This window comes from Achromobacter insuavis, from assembly GCF_902859645.1.
Lineage (GTDB): Bacteria > Pseudomonadota > Gammaproteobacteria > Burkholderiales > Burkholderiaceae_B > Achromobacter > Achromobacter insuavis.
The window spans coordinates 115,359-138,586 of the sequence record NZ_CADIJR010000001.1 but is presented as its reverse complement, the minus strand read 5'-3'; the positions used below and the strand labels follow the sequence as shown (position 1 = coordinate 138,586).

General features: G+C 69.0%; 20 protein-coding genes and 1 riboswitch. Of the genes, 8 read left to right on the top strand and 12 right to left on the bottom strand.

Annotation, left to right across the window (positions count from 1 at the left end; genetic code table 11):
* Positions 1 to 33 precede the first annotated feature (33 nt).
* Positions 34 to 1,557, bottom strand: coding sequence for a M48 family metalloprotease (locus H0523_RS00585; protein ID WP_054432906.1), 1,524 nt, complete (start codon positions 1,555 to 1,557; stop codon positions 34 to 36).
* A gap of 58 nt (positions 1,558 to 1,615) precedes the next feature.
* Here H0523_RS00585 and galU point away from each other — a divergent pair, with 58 nt between their 5' ends.
* Positions 1,616 to 2,467 carry a UTP--glucose-1-phosphate uridylyltransferase GalU gene (galU, locus tag H0523_RS00580; RefSeq protein WP_006393172.1) on the top strand — a complete coding sequence of 284 codons (852 nt, stop codon included), beginning with the start codon at positions 1,616 to 1,618 and terminating at the stop codon, positions 2,465 to 2,467.
* 74 nt (positions 2,468 to 2,541) lie between these two features.
* Here the strand turns inward: galU and H0523_RS00575 are convergent, their stop codons facing one another.
* The 5 genes from H0523_RS00575 to H0523_RS00555 all read right to left on the bottom strand — a co-directional run bounded on the left by H0523_RS00575 (position 2,542) and on the right by H0523_RS00555 (position 9,732).
* Positions 2,542 to 3,414 carry a cytochrome c oxidase assembly protein gene (locus tag H0523_RS00575; RefSeq protein ID WP_156350364.1) on the bottom strand — a complete coding sequence of 291 codons (873 nt, stop codon included), beginning with the start codon at positions 3,412 to 3,414 and terminating at the stop codon, positions 2,542 to 2,544.
* Between the two features lie 98 nt (positions 3,415 to 3,512).
* Positions 3,513 to 4,619, bottom strand: coding sequence for a porin (locus H0523_RS00570; protein WP_054432905.1), 1,107 nt, complete (start codon positions 4,617 to 4,619; stop codon positions 3,513 to 3,515).
* Positions 4,620 to 4,711: 92 nt separating this feature from the next.
* Positions 4,712 to 7,519, bottom strand: a complete 2,808-nt coding sequence (gene mgtA / locus H0523_RS00565; RefSeq protein WP_054432901.1) for a magnesium-translocating P-type ATPase — start codon at positions 7,517 to 7,519, stop codon at positions 4,712 to 4,714.
* 420 nt (positions 7,520 to 7,939) lie between these two features.
* Positions 7,940 to 8,272 carry a hypothetical protein gene (locus H0523_RS00560; protein ID WP_054432900.1) on the bottom strand — a complete coding sequence of 111 codons (333 nt, stop codon included), beginning with the start codon at positions 8,270 to 8,272 and terminating at the stop codon, positions 7,940 to 7,942.
* 455 nt (positions 8,273 to 8,727) lie between these two features.
* Complete coding sequence (locus tag H0523_RS00555; RefSeq protein WP_054432898.1) at positions 8,728 to 9,732, bottom strand: sodium:calcium antiporter; 1,005 nt, start codon at positions 9,730 to 9,732, stop codon at positions 8,728 to 8,730.
* A 78-nt stretch (positions 9,733 to 9,810) separates the two neighbouring features.
* A riboswitch (yybP-ykoY riboswitch) is annotated at positions 9,811 to 9,966 on the bottom strand.
* 143 nt (positions 9,967 to 10,109) lie between these two features.
* Here H0523_RS00555 and H0523_RS00550 point away from each other — a divergent pair.
* On the top strand, positions 10,110 to 11,453 hold the full coding sequence (locus H0523_RS00550) for an aminopeptidase P N-terminal domain-containing protein (RefSeq protein ID WP_054432897.1): 1,344 nt from the start codon (positions 10,110 to 10,112) through the stop codon (positions 11,451 to 11,453).
* Between the two features lie 58 nt (positions 11,454 to 11,511).
* Here the strand turns inward: H0523_RS00550 and H0523_RS00545 are convergent, their stop codons facing one another.
* Complete coding sequence (locus H0523_RS00545; RefSeq protein ID WP_054432896.1) at positions 11,512 to 11,976, bottom strand: TM2 domain-containing protein; 465 nt, start codon at positions 11,974 to 11,976, stop codon at positions 11,512 to 11,514.
* 79 nt (positions 11,977 to 12,055) lie between these two features.
* Between H0523_RS00545 and H0523_RS00540 the strand changes: the two genes are divergently transcribed.
* The 6 genes from H0523_RS00540 to ruvA all read left to right on the top strand — a co-directional run bounded on the left by H0523_RS00540 (position 12,056) and on the right by ruvA (position 17,514).
* Positions 12,056 to 13,225, top strand: a complete 1,170-nt coding sequence (locus H0523_RS00540) for a UbiH/UbiF/VisC/COQ6 family ubiquinone biosynthesis hydroxylase (RefSeq protein WP_054432895.1) — start codon at positions 12,056 to 12,058, stop codon at positions 13,223 to 13,225.
* A gap of 82 nt (positions 13,226 to 13,307) precedes the next feature.
* Complete coding sequence (dusB, locus tag H0523_RS00535; protein ID WP_054432894.1) at positions 13,308 to 14,333, top strand: tRNA dihydrouridine synthase DusB; 1,026 nt, start codon at positions 13,308 to 13,310, stop codon at positions 14,331 to 14,333.
* 36 nt (positions 14,334 to 14,369) lie between these two features.
* Positions 14,370 to 14,609, top strand: a complete 240-nt coding sequence (locus tag H0523_RS00530) for a helix-turn-helix domain-containing protein (protein ID WP_006217670.1) — start codon at positions 14,370 to 14,372, stop codon at positions 14,607 to 14,609.
* A gap of 103 nt (positions 14,610 to 14,712) precedes the next feature.
* Entirely contained in the window at positions 14,713 to 16,302 is a 1,590-nt protein-coding gene (gene purH / locus H0523_RS00525; protein ID WP_054432893.1) for a bifunctional phosphoribosylaminoimidazolecarboxamide formyltransferase/IMP cyclohydrolase, read from the top strand.
* The gene (gene ruvC / locus H0523_RS00520; protein ID WP_054432892.1) at positions 16,302 to 16,850 is read left to right on the top strand and encodes a crossover junction endodeoxyribonuclease RuvC; all 549 of its coding nucleotides are present in this window, start codon (positions 16,302 to 16,304) and stop codon (positions 16,848 to 16,850) included. The genes purH and ruvC overlap by 1 nt, the downstream gene beginning before the upstream one ends.
* Positions 16,851 to 16,941: 91 nt before the next feature.
* The gene (ruvA, locus tag H0523_RS00515; RefSeq protein ID WP_006393160.1) at positions 16,942 to 17,514 is read left to right on the top strand and encodes a Holliday junction branch migration protein RuvA; all 573 of its coding nucleotides are present in this window, start codon (positions 16,942 to 16,944) and stop codon (positions 17,512 to 17,514) included.
* Between the two features lie 50 nt (positions 17,515 to 17,564).
* Here the strand turns inward: ruvA and H0523_RS00510 are convergent, their stop codons facing one another.
* From H0523_RS00510 to H0523_RS00490, 5 genes are all read right to left on the bottom strand, one after another.
* Positions 17,565 to 18,485, bottom strand: coding sequence for a complex I NDUFA9 subunit family protein (locus tag H0523_RS00510; RefSeq protein WP_054432891.1), 921 nt, complete (start codon positions 18,483 to 18,485; stop codon positions 17,565 to 17,567).
* 113 nt (positions 18,486 to 18,598) lie between these two features.
* On the bottom strand, positions 18,599 to 19,564 hold the full coding sequence (locus H0523_RS00505) for a threo-3-hydroxy-L-aspartate ammonia-lyase (RefSeq protein WP_054432890.1): 966 nt from the start codon (positions 19,562 to 19,564) through the stop codon (positions 18,599 to 18,601).
* A gap of 35 nt (positions 19,565 to 19,599) precedes the next feature.
* The gene (gene ruvB, locus H0523_RS00500; protein WP_054432889.1) at positions 19,600 to 20,673 is read right to left on the bottom strand and encodes a Holliday junction branch migration DNA helicase RuvB; all 1,074 of its coding nucleotides are present in this window, start codon (positions 20,671 to 20,673) and stop codon (positions 19,600 to 19,602) included.
* A 96-nt stretch (positions 20,674 to 20,769) separates the two neighbouring features.
* Positions 20,770 to 22,338: a sensor histidine kinase gene (locus H0523_RS00495; protein WP_054432888.1), complete on the bottom strand. Its 1,569-nt coding sequence runs from the start codon at positions 22,336 to 22,338 to the stop codon at positions 20,770 to 20,772.
* Complete coding sequence (locus tag H0523_RS00490; protein WP_006393155.1) at positions 22,338 to 23,039, bottom strand: response regulator; 702 nt, start codon at positions 23,037 to 23,039, stop codon at positions 22,338 to 22,340. Before H0523_RS00490 ends, H0523_RS00495 begins: the two co-directional genes overlap by 1 nt.
* Positions 23,040 to 23,228: the final 189 nt, after the last annotated feature.

The window sequence follows — 23,228 nt, the reverse complement described above, 5'->3', positions numbered from 1 at the left end:
GCGCCGGGCGGCGCCCGCGGCCCGCCCGCGGCGTCAGCCCGACTTGAAGCGTTCCAGCAGCTGGCGTTCCTCGGCCAGCTTGTCCTTGACTTCCTTGATCTGCACGTCGATCTGCGATTGCTCGTAGAAATCGCTCGACATGCCGCGCGCCTGCTGCAACTGCGATTCCGCCGCCGCGAAGGCGCCGGTCAGGACGTAATAGCGCGCCAGGTCGCGGCGCGCCTGCACCGGCTTGCCGGTGCGTTCTTCGCTGTGCGCCAGCATCTGGTAGAGGCTGGGCTCGTCGCTGCCCCATTGCTTGATCCTGCCCCGCAGGTAGTCCTGCGCCTCGGCGTGGCGGCCGTTGCTCTGCAAGGCAGCGGCGTAGGCGATGCCCAGCGCCCGCTGCTCCGGCCAGCGCTTGGTGGCGGCCTGCGCCAGGTCCAGCGCGCGCCGGTTGTCCTTGCGCGCCAGGGCGATGTCGACGGCCAGCTTGGCCATCTGCGCCGAATCGCGCCCGTCGGCGGCGGCCTGGCCCAATTGCCGTTCGGCCTCGTCCAGGTTGTTGCGCTGGAACGCCTGCAACGCCAACCCGTAATAGGCGGCGGAGCGGCGCACGCCGGACAGGGCCTGGGCCTCGTCCTGCAGCTGCTGCGTGGCCGAACGCAGGCTGACCGCGTCACGGCCCTGCACCACGCGCATCTTGGCGCGCACGTACCAGAAGTCGTCGCTGTCGACGTGGCGCGACGGCGGCAGCGAGCGCACGCGGTTCTGCACGTCGGACATGCGTTCGATCGACAGCGGGTGGGTGCTGGCCCAGGAGCCGCCGCCCGCCCCTTCGTTCAGGCGCGAGGCGTTCATCAGGCGCGAGAACATCTGCGCCATGCCCTGGGCGTCGTAGCCGGCCTTGGTCAGCATGGTGAAGCCGGCCCGGTCGGCCTCGCGTTCGGCATCGCGCGAGAAGCCCAGTTGGCGGTTGATGGCGGCGGCCTGGCCGAACGCGGCCACGCCCATCGCCAGGTTGCCGCCGCCGCCGGCCAGCGCCGCCAGCAGCGCGCCCGCCAGGCTCGCCAGCATGACCATGCTGTTCTGGCTCTGCTGCGTCATGCCGCGCGCGATGTGGCGCTGGACCACGTGGCCGATTTCGTGCGCCAGCACCGCCGCCAGTTCCGACTCGCTGCCGGAGGAGACGATCAGCCCGGTATTGACGCCGATGAAACCGCCCGGCATGGCAAAGGCGTTGATCTCGGGATCGCGCACGCCGAACATCTCGACCTCGGGCACCGCGCCGGGCGCGAAGGCCGCCAGCTTGCGCCCCATGGTGGTGAGGTACTGGCTGAGTTCGGGATCATCGACATAGGTGGGGTCGCGGCGGCCCTGCGACATGATCGCCTCGCCCAGGCTGCGCTCCAGCATGGGCGAGAGCTCCGCCGAGGAAGCGGCGCCCATCGACGGCAGCCCCACGGGTTGGGCCCAGGCCGTGACCGGCAGGGCCGGCGCGACCAGCGCGACACAGAGTCCGACGATCACGCCCCGCTGCGCAATCGAGCAAATGGATGGCATTTTTCTGCGATTCATGAACCTATGATAGCGATGCGCTTAAAATGTTTCACCGATTGCCCCTTATGAGGTTTCAATGCGCCCCGTCCGTAAAGCCGTTTTTCCTGTCGCGGGCATGGGTACGCGCTTCCTGCCCGCCACCAAGGCGATGCCCAAGGAAATGCTGCCCGTCGTCGACAAACCGCTGATCCAGTACGCCGTTGAAGAAGCCGTCGCCGCCGGCATCACCGACCTGATTTTCGTTACCGGCCGCAACAAGCGCGCCATCGAAGACCATTTCGATTCCGCTCCCGAGCTCGAATCCGATCTCGAAAGCAAGGGCAAGCATGAGCTTCTGGCAATGGTGCGGGGCATTCTACCTGCCCACGTCAATTGCCTCTATATCCGCCAGTCGGCCCCGCTGGGCCTGGGCCATGCCGTGCTGTCGGCCGCCCCGGCCGTGGGCGATGAACCCTTCGCCGTGCTGCTGGCCGACGACCTGATCGACGCCGACACGCCGTCCATCAAGCAGCTGGTGGACGTGGCCGTGGCCCGCAGCGCCAGCGTGCTGGGCGTGCAGGACGTGCCGCGCGAAGACACGCGCAAGTACGGCATCGTCGCCGCCCAGGCGGACGACAGCCACGCCGACGGCCGCACCGAGCGCGTGACCCATATCGTGGAAAAACCCGATCCGGCGGACGCGCCCTCGACGCTGGCGGTGGTCGGACGCTACGTGCTCGAAGCGGCGATCTTCGACCACCTGCGCTCGACCAAGCGCGGCGCGGGCAACGAAATCCAGCTGACCGACGGCATCGCCTCGCTGATGCGCGAGCGCGCGGTGTACGCCCACCGCTACGAAGGCACGCGCTACGACTGCGGCAACAAGGCCGGGATGTTCGAGGCGACGGTGGCGCTGGGCCGGAAGTACCACGGCCTGCTGCCGCAATAAGGCGGCTGGCGCCCCCCTCCCGCAGCATCGGAAGCAAGCGCCCCTGTGGCGCTCGCGGACTTTTGGGCGGGCGTCTAGGCGGAGGCCGCGCGGCGGCCGCGGGCCCGCGCCATGGCATCGCGGTCGGCCTTGCGCAGGCGCCCCTTGGCGGACAGCCGCATCAACGTGCCCAGGGCCACCATCAGGCCGATCACCTCGACCAGCGCGGCCGGGATCCACATGGTCAGGCCGCCGATGGTCTGGTCGGTCTGCGCGGACATGGCGATGGCGCGGCCGCACAGTTCGAACAGGGGATAGATGTCGCTTTCGGTGAAAGCGATGACCGCCCCCGCCACCATCTGCGGCAGCATGGTCAGGATCGGCGAGATCACCCGGCCGCCCGGCGTCATCGCGGCCGGCGGCGCGGGCCGGCGGTCCAGGATCAGGTTCCAGTACATGAAGCCGCTGATCACCACCGACCAGTTCATCACGCGGTACAGCCGCCAGTCGAGCATGGAATAGAACTGCACCGACGGAATCAGCCAGACCAGCACCAGGAACACGAACAGGGTCGGCACGAAGATCTTGTTGGTCAGCACCGCCACGGTGGCGCGGCCGGCGCCGGTGCGCAGGAAATCACGCAACCGGATGCGCCACGACATCGGCAACCCGCCGCGCATGACCTGCCCGGGAAAGGCCGCCATCACCAGCAGCGGGCCAAGGTGATGCAGCACCAGGTGCTGGATGCGGTGGATGAAGAACATGCGCTCGGCGTAGTAGTCCAGGCGCGTGTGCATGGACAGGTACAGCAGCACCATGCCCAGCCAGAACAGCGCGCGGCGCGCGCCCGTCACGTGATGCACGCGCTGGCCGCGCACGAACAGCACGATGGCCACCAGGAAGGAGGCCACCAGCGTGGGAGAGAACTCCCAGGGTATGAGCCATTCGAGACTGTCCATGCGGGTCATCCGGAAAATGCCGACGGGGGCGTGGCGGGCCCGGGCCTGGACGGGCCGGAACACGCAGCCGGGTCGATTGTAGTAGACCCGGCCGCCCCCTGTACGGCTCAGAACCGGTGCGAAATACCCGTACCGAAGCGCGACGTGTGGGAATGGCCAGGGTCGAACTGGTTGTCCAGGGTGTAATTGGACGTGTAGCCGGCGAACGCATAGAGCGTGGTGCGCGGCGACAGGTCATACGTATACCCCAATGTCACCAATTGCGCATTGCGCGCGCTCGAACCGTCCTCCCATTTCCAGTCGGGACGCGCCAGCGACCACTGCACCACCACGGCGCCGTGGCCGACCGGCACGCTGGCGCCCAGCAGCCAGGCGTCGACGGTGCCGCCGCGCGCGAAGGCCGCCGGCCCCAGGTTCCGGCCCAGGTTGTCCGGATCGCCGCCGTCCAGGCCAACGTAGCCGTTGCGCTGGCGCGACCATCCCGCCGACACCTTGAACAGCTCGAAGTCATAGGAAGCGCCCAGTTGCACCGCCTGCGGCCGGCCGCTGCTGCCCTGGATCGGCTCGGCCAGGCGCAGCTGGTCCCAGGTGGCGACCGCCAGCAAGGGGCCTTCCTCGTATTTCAGGCCCAGGCTGAGGGCGCGGTTGTTGGCCGCGGTCTTGAAGCGGTTGCTGTCGTCGGCGTCGAACGAATAGCCGATGCCCGCCTGGAAACCCTGCCAGGTGGGCGTGTAGTAGTTGACCAGGTTGCTGAACTGGTAGTTGTCCGAGGCCTTGAAGGTGGCGCCCATGCCCATTTCCTTCCAGGAGGCCAGCTCCAGCGCGTTGCCGTAGGTCTTGCCGACGGTGTACTGGCGCCCCAGGCGCAGGTCGCCGTAGCTGTCATGGGCCAGTCCGACCCAGGCGCCGTAGTTGAACATGCGGTCGTCGTCGGCGCGCTTGCCGGTGGACGGGTCGAAGCCGCTTTCGAGCTGGAAGCGGGTGCTCCAGCCGTCGCCCAGGTCCTCGGAACCACGCAGGCCCCACAGGGAGTCGGTCAAGCCGCCGTTGAGGACGCCATTGTGGGTGCCCTGCCCGGAGGTATGGGTGGTGGCGATGCCCGCATCGACCACGCCGTAGAGTTGGATGCCCGGGCCATCACCGGCCGCATTGGCCGCCAGCGGAAGCCAGGCGGCGCCCGCCATGAGCGTCGTGGCAACAGTCGAGATTTTCATGCTTCTCTCCAGAATCCGGGGTGGCGCCGCCACCACCGGAGGTATTGAATCCGCGGCGGGCGCCTGCCCGCCGCCAGGTGTATCAATAGTGACTATTGCCAGCCATAGCGACGCACCCAGATGCCCTTGAGCAATTGGGTCAGCACGCAGTAGCTCAGCAGGATGCCGACCAGCCAGGGGAAATAGCTCCACGGCAGCGCCTGCAGCTGGAAGTACTCGGCCAGCGGCGAGAACGGCAGGAACAACCCCAGTCCGACCACCATGACCGTCATCAGCATCAACGGCCACGCGGCGCGGCTTTGCAGGAACGGGATCTTGCGTGTGCGGATCATATGCACGATGAGCGTCTGCGACAACAGCCCTTCGACGAACCAGCCGGATTGGAACAACGTCTGGTGCTCGGGCGCATTGGCCTGGAATACGTACCACATGAGCGCGTAGGTGGTGATGTCGAAGATGGAGCTGATCGGGCCGAAGAACACCATGAATCGACCTAGTCCTGCGGGGTCCCATTGCTGCGGTTTTTTCAGCAGTTCCTCGTCGACATTGTCGAAGGGAATGGCGGTCTGCGAGATGTCGTACATCAAGTTCTGCAGCAGCAGGTGGATCGGCAGCATCGGCAGGAACGGCAGGAACGCGCTGGCCACCAGCACCGAGAAGACGTTACCGAAATTGGAGCTGGCGGTCATCTTCAGGTACTTGAGCATGTTGCAGAAGGTCTTGCGGCCTTCGATCACGCCGTCCTCCAGCACCATCAGGCTCTTTTCCAGCAGGATGATGTCGGCGGCTTCCTTCGAGATATCCACCGCCGAGTCCACCGAAATGCCGACGTCGGCGGCGCGCAGGGCCGGCGCGTCGTTGATGCCGTCCCCCATGAAGCCCACGGTGTTGCCCTGGGCCCGCAGCATGCGGACGATGCGCTCCTTGTGCGCCGGCGTCAGGCGCGCGAACACATTGGCCTCGCGCACCGCCACGGCCAGCCCGCCGTCGTCCATGGCCTCGATGTCGGCGCCCAGGTAGACCTTGCGCACCTCGAAGCCGACTTCGCGGCAGACCTTCTGCGTCACCAGTTCGACGTCGCCGGTCAGCACCTTGACCTCGATGCCGGAACCGCGCAGCGCGGCCAGCGCCGGGCCGGTGGACTCCTTGGGAGGATCGAGGAAGGCGATGTAACCGACCAGCACCAGCTCGGCCTCGTCGGCCACGCCATAGGCCTGCTGGGTGGGCGGCAGTTCGCGCACGCCCACGGCGATCACGCGCAGCCCGTCACGATTCAGGTCAGCGGTCACGCGGCGGATGTCGGCGCGGCGCGCGTCCGTCAGCGGATGCACGTCCTTGCCGACCCGCAGGCGGGTGCACACGGAGAGCATTTCCTCCAGCGCGCCCTTGCAGATCAGTTCATGATGCTCGCGGCCGTTCTCGGTTTCGCTGACCACCACCGACATGCGGCGGCGCGAGAAGTCGAACGGGATCTCGTCGATCTTGCGGTAGCGCGCGGCCAGGTCCAGCTTGCGCTCCACTTCGGCATGGCGCAGCACGGCCACGTCGAGCAGATTCTTCAGGCCTGTCTGGTAGTAACTGTTGAGGTAGGCATAGGCCAGCACGTCGTCGCTGGTGGCGCCGTACACGTCGGTATGACGCTCGAGCACGATGCGGTCCTGGGTCAGCGTGCCGGTCTTGTCGGTGCACAGCACGTTCATGGCGCCCAGGTTCTGGATCGCGTCCAGCCGCTTGACCACCACCTTGCGGCGCGACATCCGCACCGCGCCCTTGGCCAGCGTGGCCGTGACGATCATCGGCAGCATTTCCGGCGTCAGGCCGACGGCGATCGCCAGCGCGAACAGCAGCGCCTCGAGCCAGTCGCCCTTGGTGAAGCCGTTGATCAGCAGCACGATGGGCGCCATCACCAGCATGAAGCGGATCAGCACCCAGCTGACCCGGTTGATGCCCTGCTGGAACTGCGTCGGCATGCGCGAGGTCTGGGTCACGCGCCCGGCCAGCTGGCCGAAGTAGGTGCCGGAGCCGGTCGCCACCACCAGGGCGGTGCCGGAGCCGCTGACCACGTTGGTGCCCATGAAGGCCATGTTCTCGAGTTCCAGCGCGTTGGCGGTCTCGACGCGCTGCATGGCGTATTTCTCGACCGGCAGCGATTCGCCGGTCAGGGCCGCCTGGGCCACGAACAGGTCCTTGGCGCCCAGGATGCGGCAGTCGGCGGGGATCATGTCGCCCGCGGACAGCAGCACCACGTCGCCCGGCACCAGTTCGGCCAGCGGCACCTCGATCTGACGCGAGCCCGAGGCGTGCAGCGTGGCGCCGAAGAAGCGCCGCGCGTCGCCCTCGGCCATGCCGGCGGCGTCGCTGCGCAGCACCGTGGCGGTGTTCTGCACCATGGCCTTCAGGGCCTCGGCGGCGCGATTGGAACGCCGCTCCTGCACGAAGCGCAGCAGCGTCGAAATCACCACCATCGAGCCGATGATGATGACGCCCTTCCAGGACTGGTCGTCGGGCTCGGCCATGTACACGTCCGTCACCCACGACAGCGAGGCCAGGCCGGTCAGCAGCAGGTTGAAGGGATTGCGGAACGACTGCCAGAGGTGGGCGTACCAGGTCAGCGGCTTTTCGTGATCGACCTCGTTGGCGCCGTAGCGGGCGCGGGCCTCATCGGCCTGGGCTTCGGACAGGCCGCCGCGGCCGCTGCGGAACATCGAGAACAGCGCGTCGAAATCCATGCGCGCCACATCGAGCATGCGGCGGTTGGCGCGGCGCGCGGCATCGGAGGAGTCGGCGGAAGCGGCAAGCTGCCCGCCGCCCTGCTCCAGCATGGGGGAACGCCGGAAGTGGCGCCCCGATCGCCGCAGCCCGGCCGCGGAGGAAAAGAAGGTCTTCAGGAATTTGAACATCGGAGTGTTCCCGTTATTGGTGTTGTTCTGGAAGACACGGGCTGGCCGCCGCCATGCCTTTGCGCGGGCAGCACGGGGCCGCGGCCTGCTCAGGGCAGGCCGTTTCCGCCACGTACAGGCGTGCGCAGGCACCGGGGCGATGTTGCCGGTGTCCGGATCGCGTCGAGGCGCGCCGGGTGCGGAAGGCGGAACGGGAAACTAGCGGAAGAACCGGGGCCGGCGGAACCGGCGCGCGTCGAGCGGGCCTGGCCGGGGGTTCAGGGCTGCGGATTCCGTACGGACCGGGTGACTATCCGGCCAGTCGGCTCGCAAGGGAGAGGACGGGTCAGACAGGCAGGCCGGCGCCGCGCACAAGGCGCAATCGAGGCTCGGGGTCTAAGGCACTGGGCATGGTCTCTCCTGGGGTGGCGGGCGGCGGCGTCAGGCCGCCAGCGGTTGCGCGCCGAAATGCACGTGGCGCACAGCGGGGTTGGCGCTCAGCCGGCGGGCTTGCGACATCAGTTCGCCGCGCAGCTCGGGCGGGCAGTTCACGGTGATGCAGGCCGACGCCATGTTGGGGTCGCGGCCCTGGTCGATCTGCACTTGCGACACGTCGAGTCCGGCCGCGCTGAAGTCCAGGCAGATCTGCTTGCGCAGGGCGCCCAGTTCGTCGCGCGGGCAGATGACCGTCAGGCGCGAGGTGCCGCGGCGGCGGCCCATGGCGGTGGCGCGGTCCACGCCGGCGCGGCGCAGGAACAAGTCGAAGAAACGCATAGCGGCCTCCATTGCGTAATGGGGAGCGGCTTTCGCGCATACGCGCGCACGCAGGCACTCGGCGCATGGCGGGCGGGCACGAAAAAGGCGTGCACGAACGCGGGCGCTGCGACTAGCGGCGGTTCTGGCGGTTTACGTTGGGGAGAATCCCGGCAAGCCGTGGGCCTGCACTGCTGCCCGGAAAGAAGCCCGGGGCTTGGGATACAACCGCAACCTGTTCAACAGGCTGCGGCAGACGGAGTTCTGCGTGGTCCTGTCAAACAGCGACGTCGATGCAAGATCGACTACTTTCGCCGGAATCGGTATTCACGAAGACTGCTCCTGGGATGGATAACGGGCGGAATTTTACGCGGGTTTCCACTGATGGACAAGGTTTATGGGCAGAAAAGGCCGCTTTTGTGCAAAAAAGGCGCGGGGCCGTTCCACCCCGCGCCTTCCAACCCAAGCCGCGTCCGTCAGGCGTAGAAATGCCAGCCCAGGTAGGCCGCGAACAAGGCATAGAAACCGCCCACCGCGGACAGCGCCGGCACGCTCATGCCGGCGCGGCGGAAGCGCAGCCACAGCAGGCCGATCGACAGCATGGTGAACAGGCCGGCGGCCAGCAGCGGACCGTCGAGCAGCCAGGGCGTCAGGAAGATGCCGAGCGCGCTGGGGATGGTGGCCTGGATCATCATGGCGCCGGAAATGTTGGCCAGCGCCAGGCGCTCCTTGCCCTGGCGCACCCAGATCAGGGCGTTCATGATCTCGGGCAGTTCGGTGGCGACGGGCGCCAGCAGCAGCGCGGCCACGTGCGGCGAAGCGCCCATGGCGATGCCCAGCACTTCGATCTGGTTGACGAAGACGTGCGAGGCGCCGGCGATCACGGCCAGGGCCAGCAGCGTCTGGGTCGCGGCCCAGAACATCGACGGATTGTCATCGCGCGGCCGCAGCTTGAGCGGTTCGAGGTCTTCGCAATCGATGCATTCCTCGTCGTTGCTCAGTTCGCGCTTGATATACAGGCCATAGGTGGCCAGGAACAGGATGCCGAGCCAGGGCTTCCAGGCGAAGGCCAGCAGGCCCAGCCCCACCTTGAAAATGAAGATGCCCATGAACCAGGCCTGGTCGCGGGCCAGCCGGCGCTGGTCCGCGTTGATACAGTTGGCCTGCGCGGGTTGGCCGCGGCGCGCGCGCCACAGGGCCAGGCCGACCACGGCGTAGGCCAGCGTCGCCAGCACCAGCGGGCCGCCCATGGCGGCGCCGACGCCGATGTCCTTCTGCTCGGGGGTTTCGCCGAACACCACGGCCATGAAGGTCACGGCGCTCTCCGGCAAGGCGGTGCCGAACGCGGCCAGCACGGTGCCGGTCGCGGTGGCGCCAAGCTGGAAGCGATGTCCGACCCATTCGACGCCATTGACGAAGAATTCGCAGGCGAGATAGATCACTGCCGCGGACAGGAAAAACAGAAACAGGGTGAGCAACATATAGACGAGCCGGACGAGCAGAAACCAATTGGCGCGACGCTGCGGCTCGCCCGGCTAGGGTGAACGCAACGCGGCCAAAGGTCTCGCCTGGCTGATCCATGCGCGGGCGGGCCGCGACATGGAGACCGTTAGCGCCATGGAGTTCTGGCGACCGCTACGCGGTACCGAACCACCAAGTCTGTTGACGCTAACTCCTTTGGGGACAAAGGATGGCTACTCCCCAATGACAGTGCGGCGATTGTAGCAGCGCGTCCATGACAGTCCAATGAATCCGCGCCCGCGGCGGGGAAATGGGCGCGGACTGTCGCATCCGCGGCACGGCGAGTAAAGTAAACGGCATCTCAGCTTCCCGCCGGGCCGCGCGCCCCCTGCCCCTCATGAGCCTGCCTCCCGTCGATATCGCCCCCTTCGCCGCCCGGCGCCAGCGCCTGATGGAGCGGATGCGCGCCGACGGGGGCGGCATCGCCATCCTGGCCACCGCGCCCGAGGCCATCCGCAACCGCGACGCCGAATATCCCTACCGGCACGACAGCGACTTCTTCTACCTGACCGGCTTCACCGAGCCCGGCGCCTGGCTGGTGCTGATCGCAGGCGCCACCGACCGCGCGCTGCTGTTCTGCCGCCCGCGCCATATCGAGCACGAGATCTGGGAGGGCCGCCGCTTCGGCCCGGAAGCCGCGGCCGAGCATTTCGGCTTCGACGACGCGCATGCGCTGGACGCGCTCGATGAACTGGCGCCCCAGCTGCTGCTGGACCAGCCGACCCTGTACGCGCCGCTGGCCGGCGACAAGCGCACCGACGGCCGCCTGCACCGCTGGCTGGCGGCGGCGCGCGAGGCCAGCCGCGGCGGCCATCAGCCGCCCATGCGGCAACAGGACATCCGGCCGATCCTGGCCGAGATGCGCTTGATCAAGGACGCCAGCGAGATCGCCGCGATGCGGCGCGCGGCCAAGATCTCCGCCGGCGCCCATGCGCGCGCCATGCGGGCGGCGCGCGCCGGCATGCGCGAATACGAACTGGAAGCGGAACTGCTGTATGAATTCCGTCGCCATGGCGCGCAGGCGGTGGCCTACAACAGCATCGTCGCGGCCGGCGCCAATGCCTGCGTGCTGCACTACCCGGCCGGCGAGGCGGTGCTGCGCGACGGCGACCTGGTGCTGATCGACGCGGGCTGCGAAGTCGACAGCTACGCCAGCGACATCACCCGCACTTTCCCGGTCAACGGCCGCTACAGCGGTCCGCAGCGCGCGCTGTACGACCTGACGGTGGCGGCGCAGGAGGCCGCGGCCCAGGCGACCGCGCCCGGACGCGGCTGGAACGACGGCCACGAGGCCGCGGTGCGGGTGCTGGCGCAGGGCATGCTGGACCTGAAACTGCTGAAGGGGTCGCTGGATGGCGTGATCGAGTCGGGCGACTACAGCCGCTTCTACATGCACCGCACCGGCCACTGGCTGGGCCTGGACGTGCACGACGTGGGCGACTATCGCCAGCCGGGCGGCACGCCCGGCGCGGAACGTCCGTGGCGCAAGCTGGAGAGCGGCATGATGCTGACGATCGAGCCGGGCATCTATGTGCGTCCGGCCGACGACGTGCCCGAGGCCTACTGGAACATCGGCATCCGCACCGAGGACGACGCTCTGGTGACGGACGAGGGCTGCGAGCTGATCACCCGCGGCGTGCCGGTGCAGGCCGGCGAGATCGAGGCGCTGATGCGCGAATGAGCGGGCGGCGCGCGCGGGCCGGCATGGCGCCGGCCGCGCCCGTGATGGCGGCCCCGGCCTACAGCGTCAGGCCGTCCAGCCAGCCCATCGCCACCCACACGTAGACCACCACCATCGCGATCGCGAACATCGACACGGTGGCGCCCACCAGGCAGGCCATGATGGCCACCAGCACCGGCCCCCATCCTGTCTTCGGGGACGGCGGCAGCCCGGGGTTGTAGAGGCGGTCGAACTTCTCGTCCGGCATCAGTGAGAACACCGCGCTCTCGATGAAGCCGTCGATCATCGGGATGAACAGCAGGAAGAAGGCCGGGTTGTCGTACCAGACCGGGTAGTAGCGGAACGCGCAGAACAGGCTGAGCAGCGCCAGCGCCGTCACCAGCCAGGCATGGCGCCGGCCCAGGTACCACCAGTGCGCGCCGAGCCAGCCGAACAGACAGGCCAGCAGGCCGACGGCGACCTTGCCGCGGGGGCGGCGCGGGATTGCGGCGGACAGCGAAGAAGAAGCCTCGAGCTGCGTCATATCAATCAACCGGTAAAGGGTCCCGGGCGCCAAGCCGCGCCGGCAGACCCGGATTGTAGTGGACAGGTAAAATCGCGGCATGACTATCTCCGCCTTCGACATTGCGATTCTCGGCGCCGGCCCCGTGGGGCGTGTCCTGGCGTTGATGCTGGCGCGCGTGGCGCCGGATCCGGCCCGCATCGCCCTGCTGCAAGGCGCCAGCCCGGCGCCCGTGACGCCCGCCGCCGCCATCCCCGCGGCCGATCCGCGCGTGCTGGCCATGAACCACGGCAGCCGGGTGCTGCTCGAATCGCTGCACGCCTGGCCCGCCAAGGCGGCGGACATCCTCAACATCCACGTTTCGCAGCGCGGCCGGCTGGGCCGCAGCGTGATCCGCAACACCGATTTCGACGTGCCGCAGCTGGGCTGCGTGGTCGCCTATTCGGCGCTGCACGCCAAGCTGGAGGAATGCGTGGCCGCCAGCGGCGTGACCCTGCTGTCGGGGCCGCCGGCCACGATCGACGGCCAGGACGCCGACGGCGTGCGCATCCGCCTGGGCGACGCCGCCGTGACCTGCCGGGTCGCCGTGCAGTCGGACGGCGCCGGCGCCAGCGACGTGCGCCGCGACTACGGCCAGCACGCCCTGCTGACCACCGCCCACGCCACCCTGCCGCGCCGCGGCTGGGCCTGGGAACGCTTCACCCCCGAGGGGCCGCTGGCGCTGCTGCCGCACCCGCAGACGCCGGACGCCTATTCGGTGGTCTGGTGCAGCGCGCCGGATCGCGCGGCCGAATTGGCGGCGCTGGACAACGGCGCCTTCTCGCGGGCGCTGTCGGCGGCCTTCGGCGACCGCCTGGGACGCCTGTCGTGCCAGGCGCCGCGCCACGTCTTCCCGCTGGCGCTGAGCGCCCGGCGCGCCCTGGTGCAGGGCCGCGTGGCGGCGATCGGCAACGCGGCGCAGACGCTGCATCCGGTGGCTGGCCAGGGCCTGAACCTGGGGCTGCGCGATGCCGGCCGGCTGGCCCAGACCCTGGGCGCGTGGCTGCCCGCCCCGGATACCAACCCGGCCGCGGCGCTGGCCGACTTCGGCCGCGCGCGCCAGGTCGACCGGATCGTCACCGCCGGCCTCACCGACCTGATGCCGCGCATCTTCGCCACCGGCCTGGCGCCGGTCGAGCATGCCTGCGGCCTGGCCCTGCTGGGCCTGGACCTGGCGGCGCCCCTGCGGGCCCCGCTGGCCCGCCACCTGCTGCAGGGTTTCCGGGCCTGATCCTCCCCTTTTTTCGTCCGCCTGTTACCAAGCTGTTGCGGCCGAAAAAAGAGGGTTCGATCGAGCCGGTTAAAATGTGACCATGCGCATAGGCCCGTGGACCCTTCCCAACAATGTCCTGGTCGCGCCCATGGCGGGCGTGACGGATCGTCCTTTCCGACAGCTTTGCAAGAAATTGGGGGCCGGTTACGCCGTCTCGGAGATGGCCGCCAGCAACCCCAAGCTGTGGGACAGCGTCAAGACCTCGCGCCGCCTGAACCACGACGGCGAGATCGCCCCCATTTCGGTGCAGATCGCCGGCGCCGACCCGGCCATGATGGCCGAGGCCGCCGTGTTCAACGCCAACAAGGGCGCGCGCATCATCGACATCAACATGGGCTGCCCCGTGAAGAAGGTCTGCAATGTGGCGTCGGGGTCCGCCCTGCTGCGCCACGAGGACCTGATCGTCCGCATCCTGGACGCCGTGGTCGAGGCCTGCGCGCCGCTGGGGGTGCCGGTCACCCTCAAGACCCGCACCGGCTGGGACCGCGACAGCCGCAACGCCCTGCGCGTGGCCAGGCTGGCCCAGGACGCCGGCATCGCCGCCCTGACACTGCATGGACGCACCCGCGCCGACCTCTATACGGGCGAGGCGGAATATGACACTATCCGCGCCGTCCGCGCCGAGCTGAAAATCCCGCTGATCGCCAATGGCGATATCGACTCGCCTGAAAAGGCCAGGCGCGTCCTGGATTACACTGGCGCCGACGCGGTCATGATCGGCCGGGCGGCACAGGGCCGTCCCTGGATCTTCCGCGAAGTCGACCAATACCTGCGCACGGGCGAAACACTGGCCCCTCCCAGCTATGGGGAAATGCGCGAACTGCTGCTCGAACATCTCGACGACCACTACCGCTTCTATGGCGAACACACCGGCGTACGCACGGCGCGCAAGCACATAGGGTGGTATCTGGACGGCCTGCCGGATGCGGACTCGTTCCGCGACCGCATGAACCTCATCGACAACACCCGCGACCAGTGGCGGGCGGTGTCGGAATGGTTCCTCAATCTTTCCCGTGACGGCAACCCCAACCCGGCGCCTGTCGCGAAAGCCCTGCTGGCGGCATAACCGCCTCAACACCAACATAAAAATATCTGTACTCCGATGAGCAAGAAAGATGTCCTGGAAGAATGCGTGCGCGCCAGCCTGGAGCGCTATTTCGAAGACTTGGGCGAATCCGAGCCCCACGACATGTGGGACATGGTGATGCGCTGCGTGGAGCGCCCGGTCCTCGAAGTGGCGTTGGAACGGTCTGGCGGCAACCAGTCGCGGGCATCCGAAATGCTGGGCATCACGCGCAACACCCTGCGCAAGAAACTGCTGGCCCACAACATCCAGGTATAGCGCATCGCCGCGCGGGCGGGCCGGCTGGCGCGCCCCGCATGACAGATTTCCCATCCCGACCTGAAGCGAGACAGGCGCCCGCGCCCCACTCCCGTCCCTCACCATGAAAATCGAAACCGCCCTGCTTTCGGTGTCCGACAAGACCGGCATCGTTGAATTTGCCCGCGCGCTGGCCGCGCGCGGCGTGCGCCTGCTGTCGACCGGCGGCACCGCCAAGCTGCTGGCCGAATCCGGCCTGACCGTCACCGAAGTGGCCGCCCACACCGGCTCGCCCGAGATCCTGGACGGCCGCGTCAAGACGCTGCACCCGAAGATCCACGGCGGCCTGCTGGCCCGCCGCGACAGCGCCGAGCACATGGACACCATCAAGGCGGCCGGTATCGATCGCATCGACATGCTGGTGGTCAACCTGTATCCGTTCCGCGAAACCGTGGCCAAGCCGGACTGCACCTTCGCCGACGCGGTCGAGAACATCGACATCGGCGGCCCGGCCATGCTGCGCGCCGCCGCCAAGAACCACGGCACCGAAGCCGGTGGCGTGACGGTGGTGATCGACCCGGTCGACTACTCGCGCGTGCTGTCCGAAATGGATCAGGGCGGCGGCACCTCGTACGGCCTGCGCCTGGCGCTGGCCGCCAAGGTCTACGCCCACACCGCGGCCTACGACGGCGCCATCGCCGCCTACCTGACCAGCCTGACCGAGGCCGAACCGGCGCAGGACGCCGTGCCGGCCCGCCAGGAATGGCCGGGCACCCTGACCCTGCAGGTCAAGCAAGAACAGGCCCTGCGCTATGGCGAGAACCCGCACCAGACCGCCGCGTTCTACGTCGACGCGCAGCGCTCCGCCGGCCTGCTGGGCAACTACCGCCAGCTGCAGGGCAAGGAACTGTCGTACAACAACATCGCCGACGCCGATGCCGCCTGGGAATGCGCGCGCAGCTTCGAGGCGCCCGCCTGCGTCATCGTCAAGCACGCCAACCCCTGCGGCGTGGCCGTGGCGGCCGACACGCTGGGCGCCTACCAGCAGGCCTTCAAGACCGACCCGACCTCGGCCTTCGGCGGCATCATCGCCTTCAACCGCCCGGTCGACGCCGCCACCGCCGAAGCCGTCAGCGCCCAGTTCCTGGAAGTGCTGCTGGCCCCGGCCTATGACGGCGCCGCGCTGGCCATCCTGGCCGCCAAGAAGAATGTGCGCGTGCTGGAAGTGCCGATGGGCACGGGCCAGAACGCCTTCGACGTCAAGCGCGTCGGTGGCGGCTGGCTGGTGCAGAGCCCGGACGCCTACAACGTGCCGCGCGACGCCCTGAAGGTCGTGTCCAAGCGCCAGCCCACCGAACAGGAAATGAACGATCTGGCGTTCGCCTGGAAGGTCGCCAAGTACGTCAAGTCCAACGCCATCGTGTTCGTCGGCGGCGGCATGACGCTGGGCGTCGGCGCCGGCCAGATGAGCCGCATCGACTCGGCCCGCATCGCCTCGATCAAGGCCGAGAACGCCGGCCTGACGCTGAAGGGCTCGGCGGTGGCGTCGGATGCCTTCTTCCCGTTCCGCGACGGCCTGGACGTGGTGGTGGCCGCGGGCGCGACCTGCGTGATCCAGCCCGGCGGCAGCATGCGTGACGACGAAGTCATCGCCGCGGCCGACGAGCATGGCATCGCCATGGTGCTGACCGGCACCCGTCACTTCCGCCACTGATGCGCGTCCTCGGCATCGATCCCGGCCTGCGCCGCACCGGCTTCGGTGTGATCGATGCCGACGGCTCGCGGCTGCGCTATGTCGCCAGCGGCACCATCGTGGTGCCGCCGGCGCTGACGCTGTCCGAGCGCCTCAAGGTCATCCTGGACAATCTGCGCCAGGTGGCGCGCGACACGCAGCCCGACGTCGCCGCGCTGGAAATCATCTTCCTGAACACCAATCCCGCTTCCACCCTGCTGCTGGGCCAGGCCCGCGGCGCGGCGCTGTGCGCGCTGGCCGACAGTTCGCTGGCGGTGCACGAGTACACCGCGCTGCAGATCAAGAAAGCGGTGGTGGGCACCGGCCGCGCGGCCAAGGAGCAGGTGCAGATGATGGTGCAGCACCTGCTGGCGCTGGACGGCACGCCCGCCCCCGACTCGGCCGACGCGCTGGCGTGCGCCATCTGCCACGCCCACGTCGGCCCGCTGCAGGACCGGCTGACGCAGCTGGGCACGCGCCTGAGCCTGAGCGGCAAGACCCGCATCCGCAACGGCCGCCTGCTCGGCTGAGCCCCCCGCCCCCGCCTCGCGCGGACCCGTATAGAATCCCGGCATCCGCCGCGGCTGTCGCGGCCCCCTCTTTTGCCAGGCCACTGCCACCATGATCGGACGCATCACCGGAACCCTGATCGAGAAACTGCCGCCCACCGTGTGCGTGGACGTCAACGGTCTGGGCTATGACATCGACGTGCCCATGAGCACGCTCTATTCGCTGCCGGAAACCGGCGCGCGCGTCACCCTGTACACGCACCTGACCGTGCGCGAGGACGCCCACATCCTCTACGGCTTCGCCACGGCCGGCGAGCGCAGCGCCTTCCGCGAGCTGATCAAGGTCAGCGGCATCGGCGCGCGCACCGCGCTGTCGGTGCTGTCGGGCCTGTCGGTGGCCGATCTGGCCCAGGCCATCACGCTGCAGGAATCGGGCCGCCTGACCCGCGTGCCGGGCATCGGCAAGAAGACCGCCGAACGCCTGCTGCTGGAAATGCGCGGCAAGCTGGGCGCCGACATCGGCGCCACCGCGCATCCGGTGCAGGACAACCAGTCCGACATCCTGAACGCGCTGCTGGCGCTGGGGTACTCCGAGAAGGAATCGCTGTCCGCGCTGAAGACCCTGCCCGAAGGCGTGGGCGTGTCGGACGGCATCAAGCAGGCCTTGAAGGCGCTGGTGCGCTGAAACAGCCGCCGGCGCGCGCCCCGGCCGGCGCCGGCGTGCCCTGTGGCCGGCTAGCGTATCGGCGACAGGTAACCGGGCGCGACCGCTTCCAACCCGGTCGGCACCACGTTCAATTCGGGCGCCATCGGCGCGCCGCAGATGTTGTCGCTGCGTAGCGAATCGAGGTTGTCGCGCGACATCAGGGGCCGGCCCGGCAGGCACTCGAACAGCATGGCCTGCATCCGCCCCAGCCCCATCGGCAGGTTGACCACCGGGCGCGGGTGGCCGCCCCAGCCGGCGCACAGGCGCGCGATCTCGCCCAGGGAGTAGACCTGCGGGCCGCCCAGTTCATAGGTCTTGCCCCAGGCGTGGGTATTGCCCAGCGTCGCCACCATCGCCGTCACCACGTCGCCCACGAACACCGGCTGCATGCGCACGTGCGCGCCGGCCAGCGGCAACATGGGCAGCCAGCGCGCCAGGCGCGCGAACATGTTGGTGAAGTTGTCGTCGGCGCCGAACACCACCGACGGACGGAAGATGGTCCAACCGCCCTCGCGCCAGTCGGCCAGTTCCTGCTTGATGGCGGCCTCGCCGTCGCCCTTGGAACGCTGGTACATGCTGGCGCCGCTGGAATCGGCGCCCAGCGCGCTGACGTGCAGCAGGCGGCGCGCGCCCTGGCGGCGGCAGGCCCGCGCGATGCGCTGCGGCAGGAGCACGTGGGCCCGCGCGAAATCGGAGCCGTAGGGCCGGCCCGAATTGCCGTGCAGGATGCCCACCAGGTTGATCACCACGTCGCAGCCGCGCACCAGGCGGTCGAGCTCGCCGTCGTCATGCAGGTCGCTGGCGAGCAGGGTGACGGTGGGCAACAACTGGAGTTCTCGCCCCTGGCCATAGCGGCGGGTGGGCACCAGGATCTGGTGCTGCCCGCCCGCCAGCCGGGCGATGAGATGACGGCCGATGAAGCCGGTGCCGCCGATGACAAGGATACGCATGGAGCAGCCCCTGTTCTTCAGGATTCAGGTCCGATTCTGCCCTGCGTGCGCCGCCTCCGCAAGCTGGCGGCCAAAGCGCCGGACGATATCCCGCCGGCGCTCCGCCCGTGGGGTCAGCCCGCCAGCAACTTGCCGTAGGCCGGAAGATCGACGTTGCCGCCGCTGATGATGACGCCGACGCGCGCGCCGCGCACCGGCACCACGCCCTGCAGCACGGCCGCGGCCGCCAGGCAGCCAGTGGGTTCCACCACCATCTTCATGCGTTCGGCGAAGAATTTCATGGTCGAGACCAGCTGGTCATCCGTCACCGTGACGATATCGCGCACGTGCTTCTGGATGAGGGGGAAGGTCAGGTTGCCCAGATGGGTGGTGGCGGCGCCGTCGGCCAGGGTCTTGGGCGCCTGGATGCGGACGATCTCGCCCTTGCGCAGCGATTGCTGGCCGTCGTTGCCGGCTTCCGGCTCGACGCCGTAGACCAGGCAGCGCGGGCTGAGCGCGAACGCCGACAGCGCCGAGCCCGACAGCAGGCCGCCGCCGCCCAGGCACACGAACAGGTAGTCGAGCTCGCCGACATCCTCGAACAGTTCCTTGGCCGCGGTGCCCTGCCCGGCGATCACGTCTTCGTGGTCGTACGGCGGGATCAGCGTGGCGCCGGTCTCGGACTGGATGCGCAGCGCGATCTGCTCGCGGTCTTCGGTGTAGCGGTCATAGGTGACGATCTGGCCGCCGTAGCCTTCGGTGGCGGCGCGCTTGGCCGCCGGCGCGTCCAGCGGCATGATGATGGTGGCCTTGACGCCCTGCAGCTTGGAGGCCAGCGCAATCGCCTGCGCGTGGTTGCCCGACGAGAACGTGACCACGCCGGCGGCGCGCTGCTCGGGCGTCAGGCGCGCGATGGCGTTGTAGCCGCCGCGGAACTTGAACGCGCCCATGCGCTGGTAGTTCTCGCACTTGAAGAACAACGAAGCGCCGGCGATGGCGTCGGCCGTGGTCGAGGTCAGCACCGGCGTGCGGTGCGCATTGCCGGCCAGGCGCTCGCTGGCGCGCGCGACGTCGTCGAAGGTGGGCAGTTCGGGCAACATGGAAACAGTCCTTTGTACGCGAAGAAAGTCGGATTTTATTTGCCGAACAGCTCGCCGCTGGAGCTGGCGGCGCCGGCCGGCGGGGTCAGGCCCAGGTGGCGCCAGGTGGTCAGGGTGGCGGTGCGGCCGCGCGGCGTGCGTTGCAGGTAGCCGTGCTGGATCAGGTAGGGCTCGATCACGTCCTCGATGGTGTCGCGCTCTTCGCCGATGGCCGCGGCCAGGCTGTCCACGCCCACCGGGCCGCCATCGAACTTGTGGATGATGGCTTCGAGCAGCTTGCGGTCCATCAGGTCCAGGCCCTGCGGGTCGACCTCGAGCATGGCCAGCGCGCGGCCGGCGACGTCGGCGTCGATGGTGCCGCCGGCCTTGACCTCGGCGTAGTCGCGCACGCGCCGCAGCAGGCGGTTGGCGATACGCGGCGTGCCGCGGGCGCGGCGCGCCACTTCGGCGGCGCCGTCAGGCGTGATGCCGGCATTGAGCAGGCCGGCGCTGCGGGTGACGATGCGGCCGAGGTCGTCGGCGTTGTAGAACTCCAGCCGCGAAACGATGCCGAAGCGGTCGCGCAGCGGATTGGTCAGCATGCCGGCGCGGGTGGTGGCGCCGACCAGGGTGAACGGCTGCAGGTCGAGCTTGACGCTGCGAGCGGCCGGGCCCTCGCCGATCAGGATGTCGATCTGGAAATCCTCGAGCGCCGGATAGAGGATTTCCTCGACCACGGGCGACAGGCGATGGATTTCATCGATGAACAGGACGTCGTTCTTTTCCAGGTTGGTCAGCAGCGCGGCCAGGTCGCCCGGGCGTTCCAGCACGGGGCCGGAGGTCTGGCGCAGCTGCACGCCCATTTCGTGCGCGATGATGTGGGCCAGCGTGGTCTTGCCCAGGCCCGGCGGGCCGAACAGCAGCACGTGGTCCAGCGCCTCGCCGCGCTTGCGGGCGGCCGCGATGAAGATCTCGAGCTGTTCGCGGGCGCGCTGCTGGCCGACGTATTCCTCCAGCGCCTTGGGCCGCAGGGCGCGTTCGATCGATTCCTCGTTGGGCGACGCCGGTTGGGGCGCGACGATGCGAGGCGCGTCGGGGCGGGAGGAAAGCGAATCGGACTGGATGGCCATGGTGCGGGAACGACTGGATACTGAGCGGGATGCTGCATCGTACCGTAACCGCCGGGCCCGGGGCGGGGTCCGGGCCCAAAACGCCCCGGGCCGGAATCAGGCGCCGTCGACGACCGGCAGCTTGACCCGCACGCACAGCCCGCCCGACTCGGCCCGCAGCAGCTCCAGCGAGCCGCCGTGGGCGCGGGCGATGGCCTCGGCCAGCGCCAGGCCCAGGCCAACGCTGCCGGTGCGGGTGCGGGCGTCGTCCAGGCGGCTGAAGGGCCGCAGCGCCTCCAGGCGCCGCTCCGGCACGATGCCGGGGCCGTGGTCGGAGACATCCAGCACCGCGTAGCGGTCTTCGCGCCGCAGGCAGATGTCGACGGGCGGCGCGCCATGGTTCAGGGCGTTGCCGATCAGGTTGTCGAGCAGCCGGCCCAGCGCCACGGCGTCCCCGTGCACGATCAGCGCGTCGTCGCCGCCGGAAGTCTTGAGCGTGACGTCGGTGCCGGCGCCGCGCCAGGCGTTGACGCGTTCGGTCAGCCAGTCGGGCAGCACCATCGACGCGTAGCGGTAGGCGGCGGGATCGGTGCCGCGCACGAAGCCGATGAACTGGTCGACCATGTGCTGCATGTCCTGCAGGTCGGTGCGCAGCCCTTCCTTGAGGGCCGAATCGTCGGCCAGCTCGATGCGCAGCCACATGCGCGACAGCGGCCCCTTGAGGTCGTGCGGCAGGCCCGACAGCAGCGTGCGGCGCACGGAATCGGATTCGGCCAGCGCGTCCAGCATGGCGTTGAAGCGTTCGCCCAGCACCCGCGTCTCGTGCGGCCCGGACGGCTCGACCCGCTGCGGCTGGCCGGCGGCCAGGCGGTCGGCGGCGTCGGCCAGGCGGGTGATGGGACGGGTGATGTGCCAGGAAAAGCCCACCGCCAGCAGCAGCAACAGGCCCAGGCCGCCCAGCCAGGCGGCGATGAACGGCGTGGCCACGGGCGGGTCGAGGCGATCCAGCGGGATCACCAGCCATTCACGCAGGCGCGGCGCATCCTCGCTGGCCGGGTTGGGCGCCAGCGAGATGAAGATTTCCGGCGTGGGGCCGCGCGACAGCGCCACCCGGGTGCCGTCGTTCAGGCGCTCGTTGAGCTGCTGCACCAGCCCGCGCAGGTCGCGGCGGATGTCGTCGGGCTCGGGCTTGTAGCGGCGCATGTGCTCTTCGCGTTCGCGCTCGCGGTCGGCGTGGCGCTCTTCGCGTTCGCGCTCGTGTTCGACTTCGCGCTCGTCGCCGCGCATCTCGGGCGGCAGCGGCGGCCCCTGGATCTGGGCGCTCGGCGGCGGCGGAGGCGGCGGGGGCGGAGGATGCTGCGCATTGCGGGGCGGCGGGCGGCGGCCGTTGAAGCGTTGCAGCTTGGCCTCGGCGGGCAGCACCCGCGACCACAGGCGCCACTGGTTCTGCGAGGCGGCGCGCACGAAGTCGGCGCGATCCTCGGCCGGCACCTGCGACACGGCGGCGCGCAGGGTGCGGATGGTGGTGGTGATGTAGCCGATGGCCACGTCTTCCATGAACTTGTGGCGGAAGTACGAGACCGTCACCAGGGTCGCCGCCTGCGTCAGCAGCACCGACCCGAGGATCAGCAGGATGAGCCGCGCTCGCAGCGAGCGCGGCACCAGGAAGCCGGCAGAGAAGCGCATCAGGGGGAAAACCGGTAACCGATGCCCCAGACGGTCTGGATCCAGCGGGGTTGCTTGGGATCGTCCTCGATGACGCGGCGCAGGCGCAGGATGGCGATGTCGATGGCGCGGTCGTTGCGTTCGCCGGCGTCGTCGTCGCGCGCCAGCGCCAGCAGGCGTTCGCGCGACAGCGGCTTGCCGGCGTTGCGCACCAGTGCCTCGAGCAGGTTGATTTCACCGCCGGTGAGCTTGACCACCGTGCCTTCGCGCGACAGCTGGCGGGTGGAGGGATCGAACAGGAACGGGCCGAACGACACCGGCGCGTCCTTGGTCAGCGCCGACGGGCCGCGCTTGCGCCGCAACACGGCCTCGATGCGGGCCAGCAGTTCGCGCGGGTCGAAGGGCTTGCCGACGTAGTCGTCGGCGCCGGCCTCCAGGCCGATGATGCGGTCGACCGCCTCGTCGCGGGCGGTCAGCAGGATGACGGGGATGTCCTCGCCCTGCTCGCGCAGGCGGCGACAGGCGTCGGCGCCGTCGCCGCCGGGCAGCATGCGGTCCAGCACCAGCAGGTCGGGGGCGTAGCGGGTGATGCGCGACGGCAGGTCGCTCGCGTCCGGCGCCAGCAGGGTGTCGTAGCCGTGGCGGTTCAGGTAGTCGGCCAGCAGTTGCCGCAGGGCCGGATCGTCGTCGACGACCAGCAGCTTGGTGTGGTGATTGTCCATGGATGCCATAGTGGAGCCGTCCCGCGTTGGCGGCAAGAGCCGGGAAATCATCTGAAATATACCTGTTGCACGATGTTTGCCGGCGTTGGCGGTCCTTTCGCGTCGGCATGGCCGTGCGGGGCGGACTGGCCCTAAAATAAATCCCATTGCCCGCATACGCTGGTCCGGTTTACTAAAAATCGTTTACAG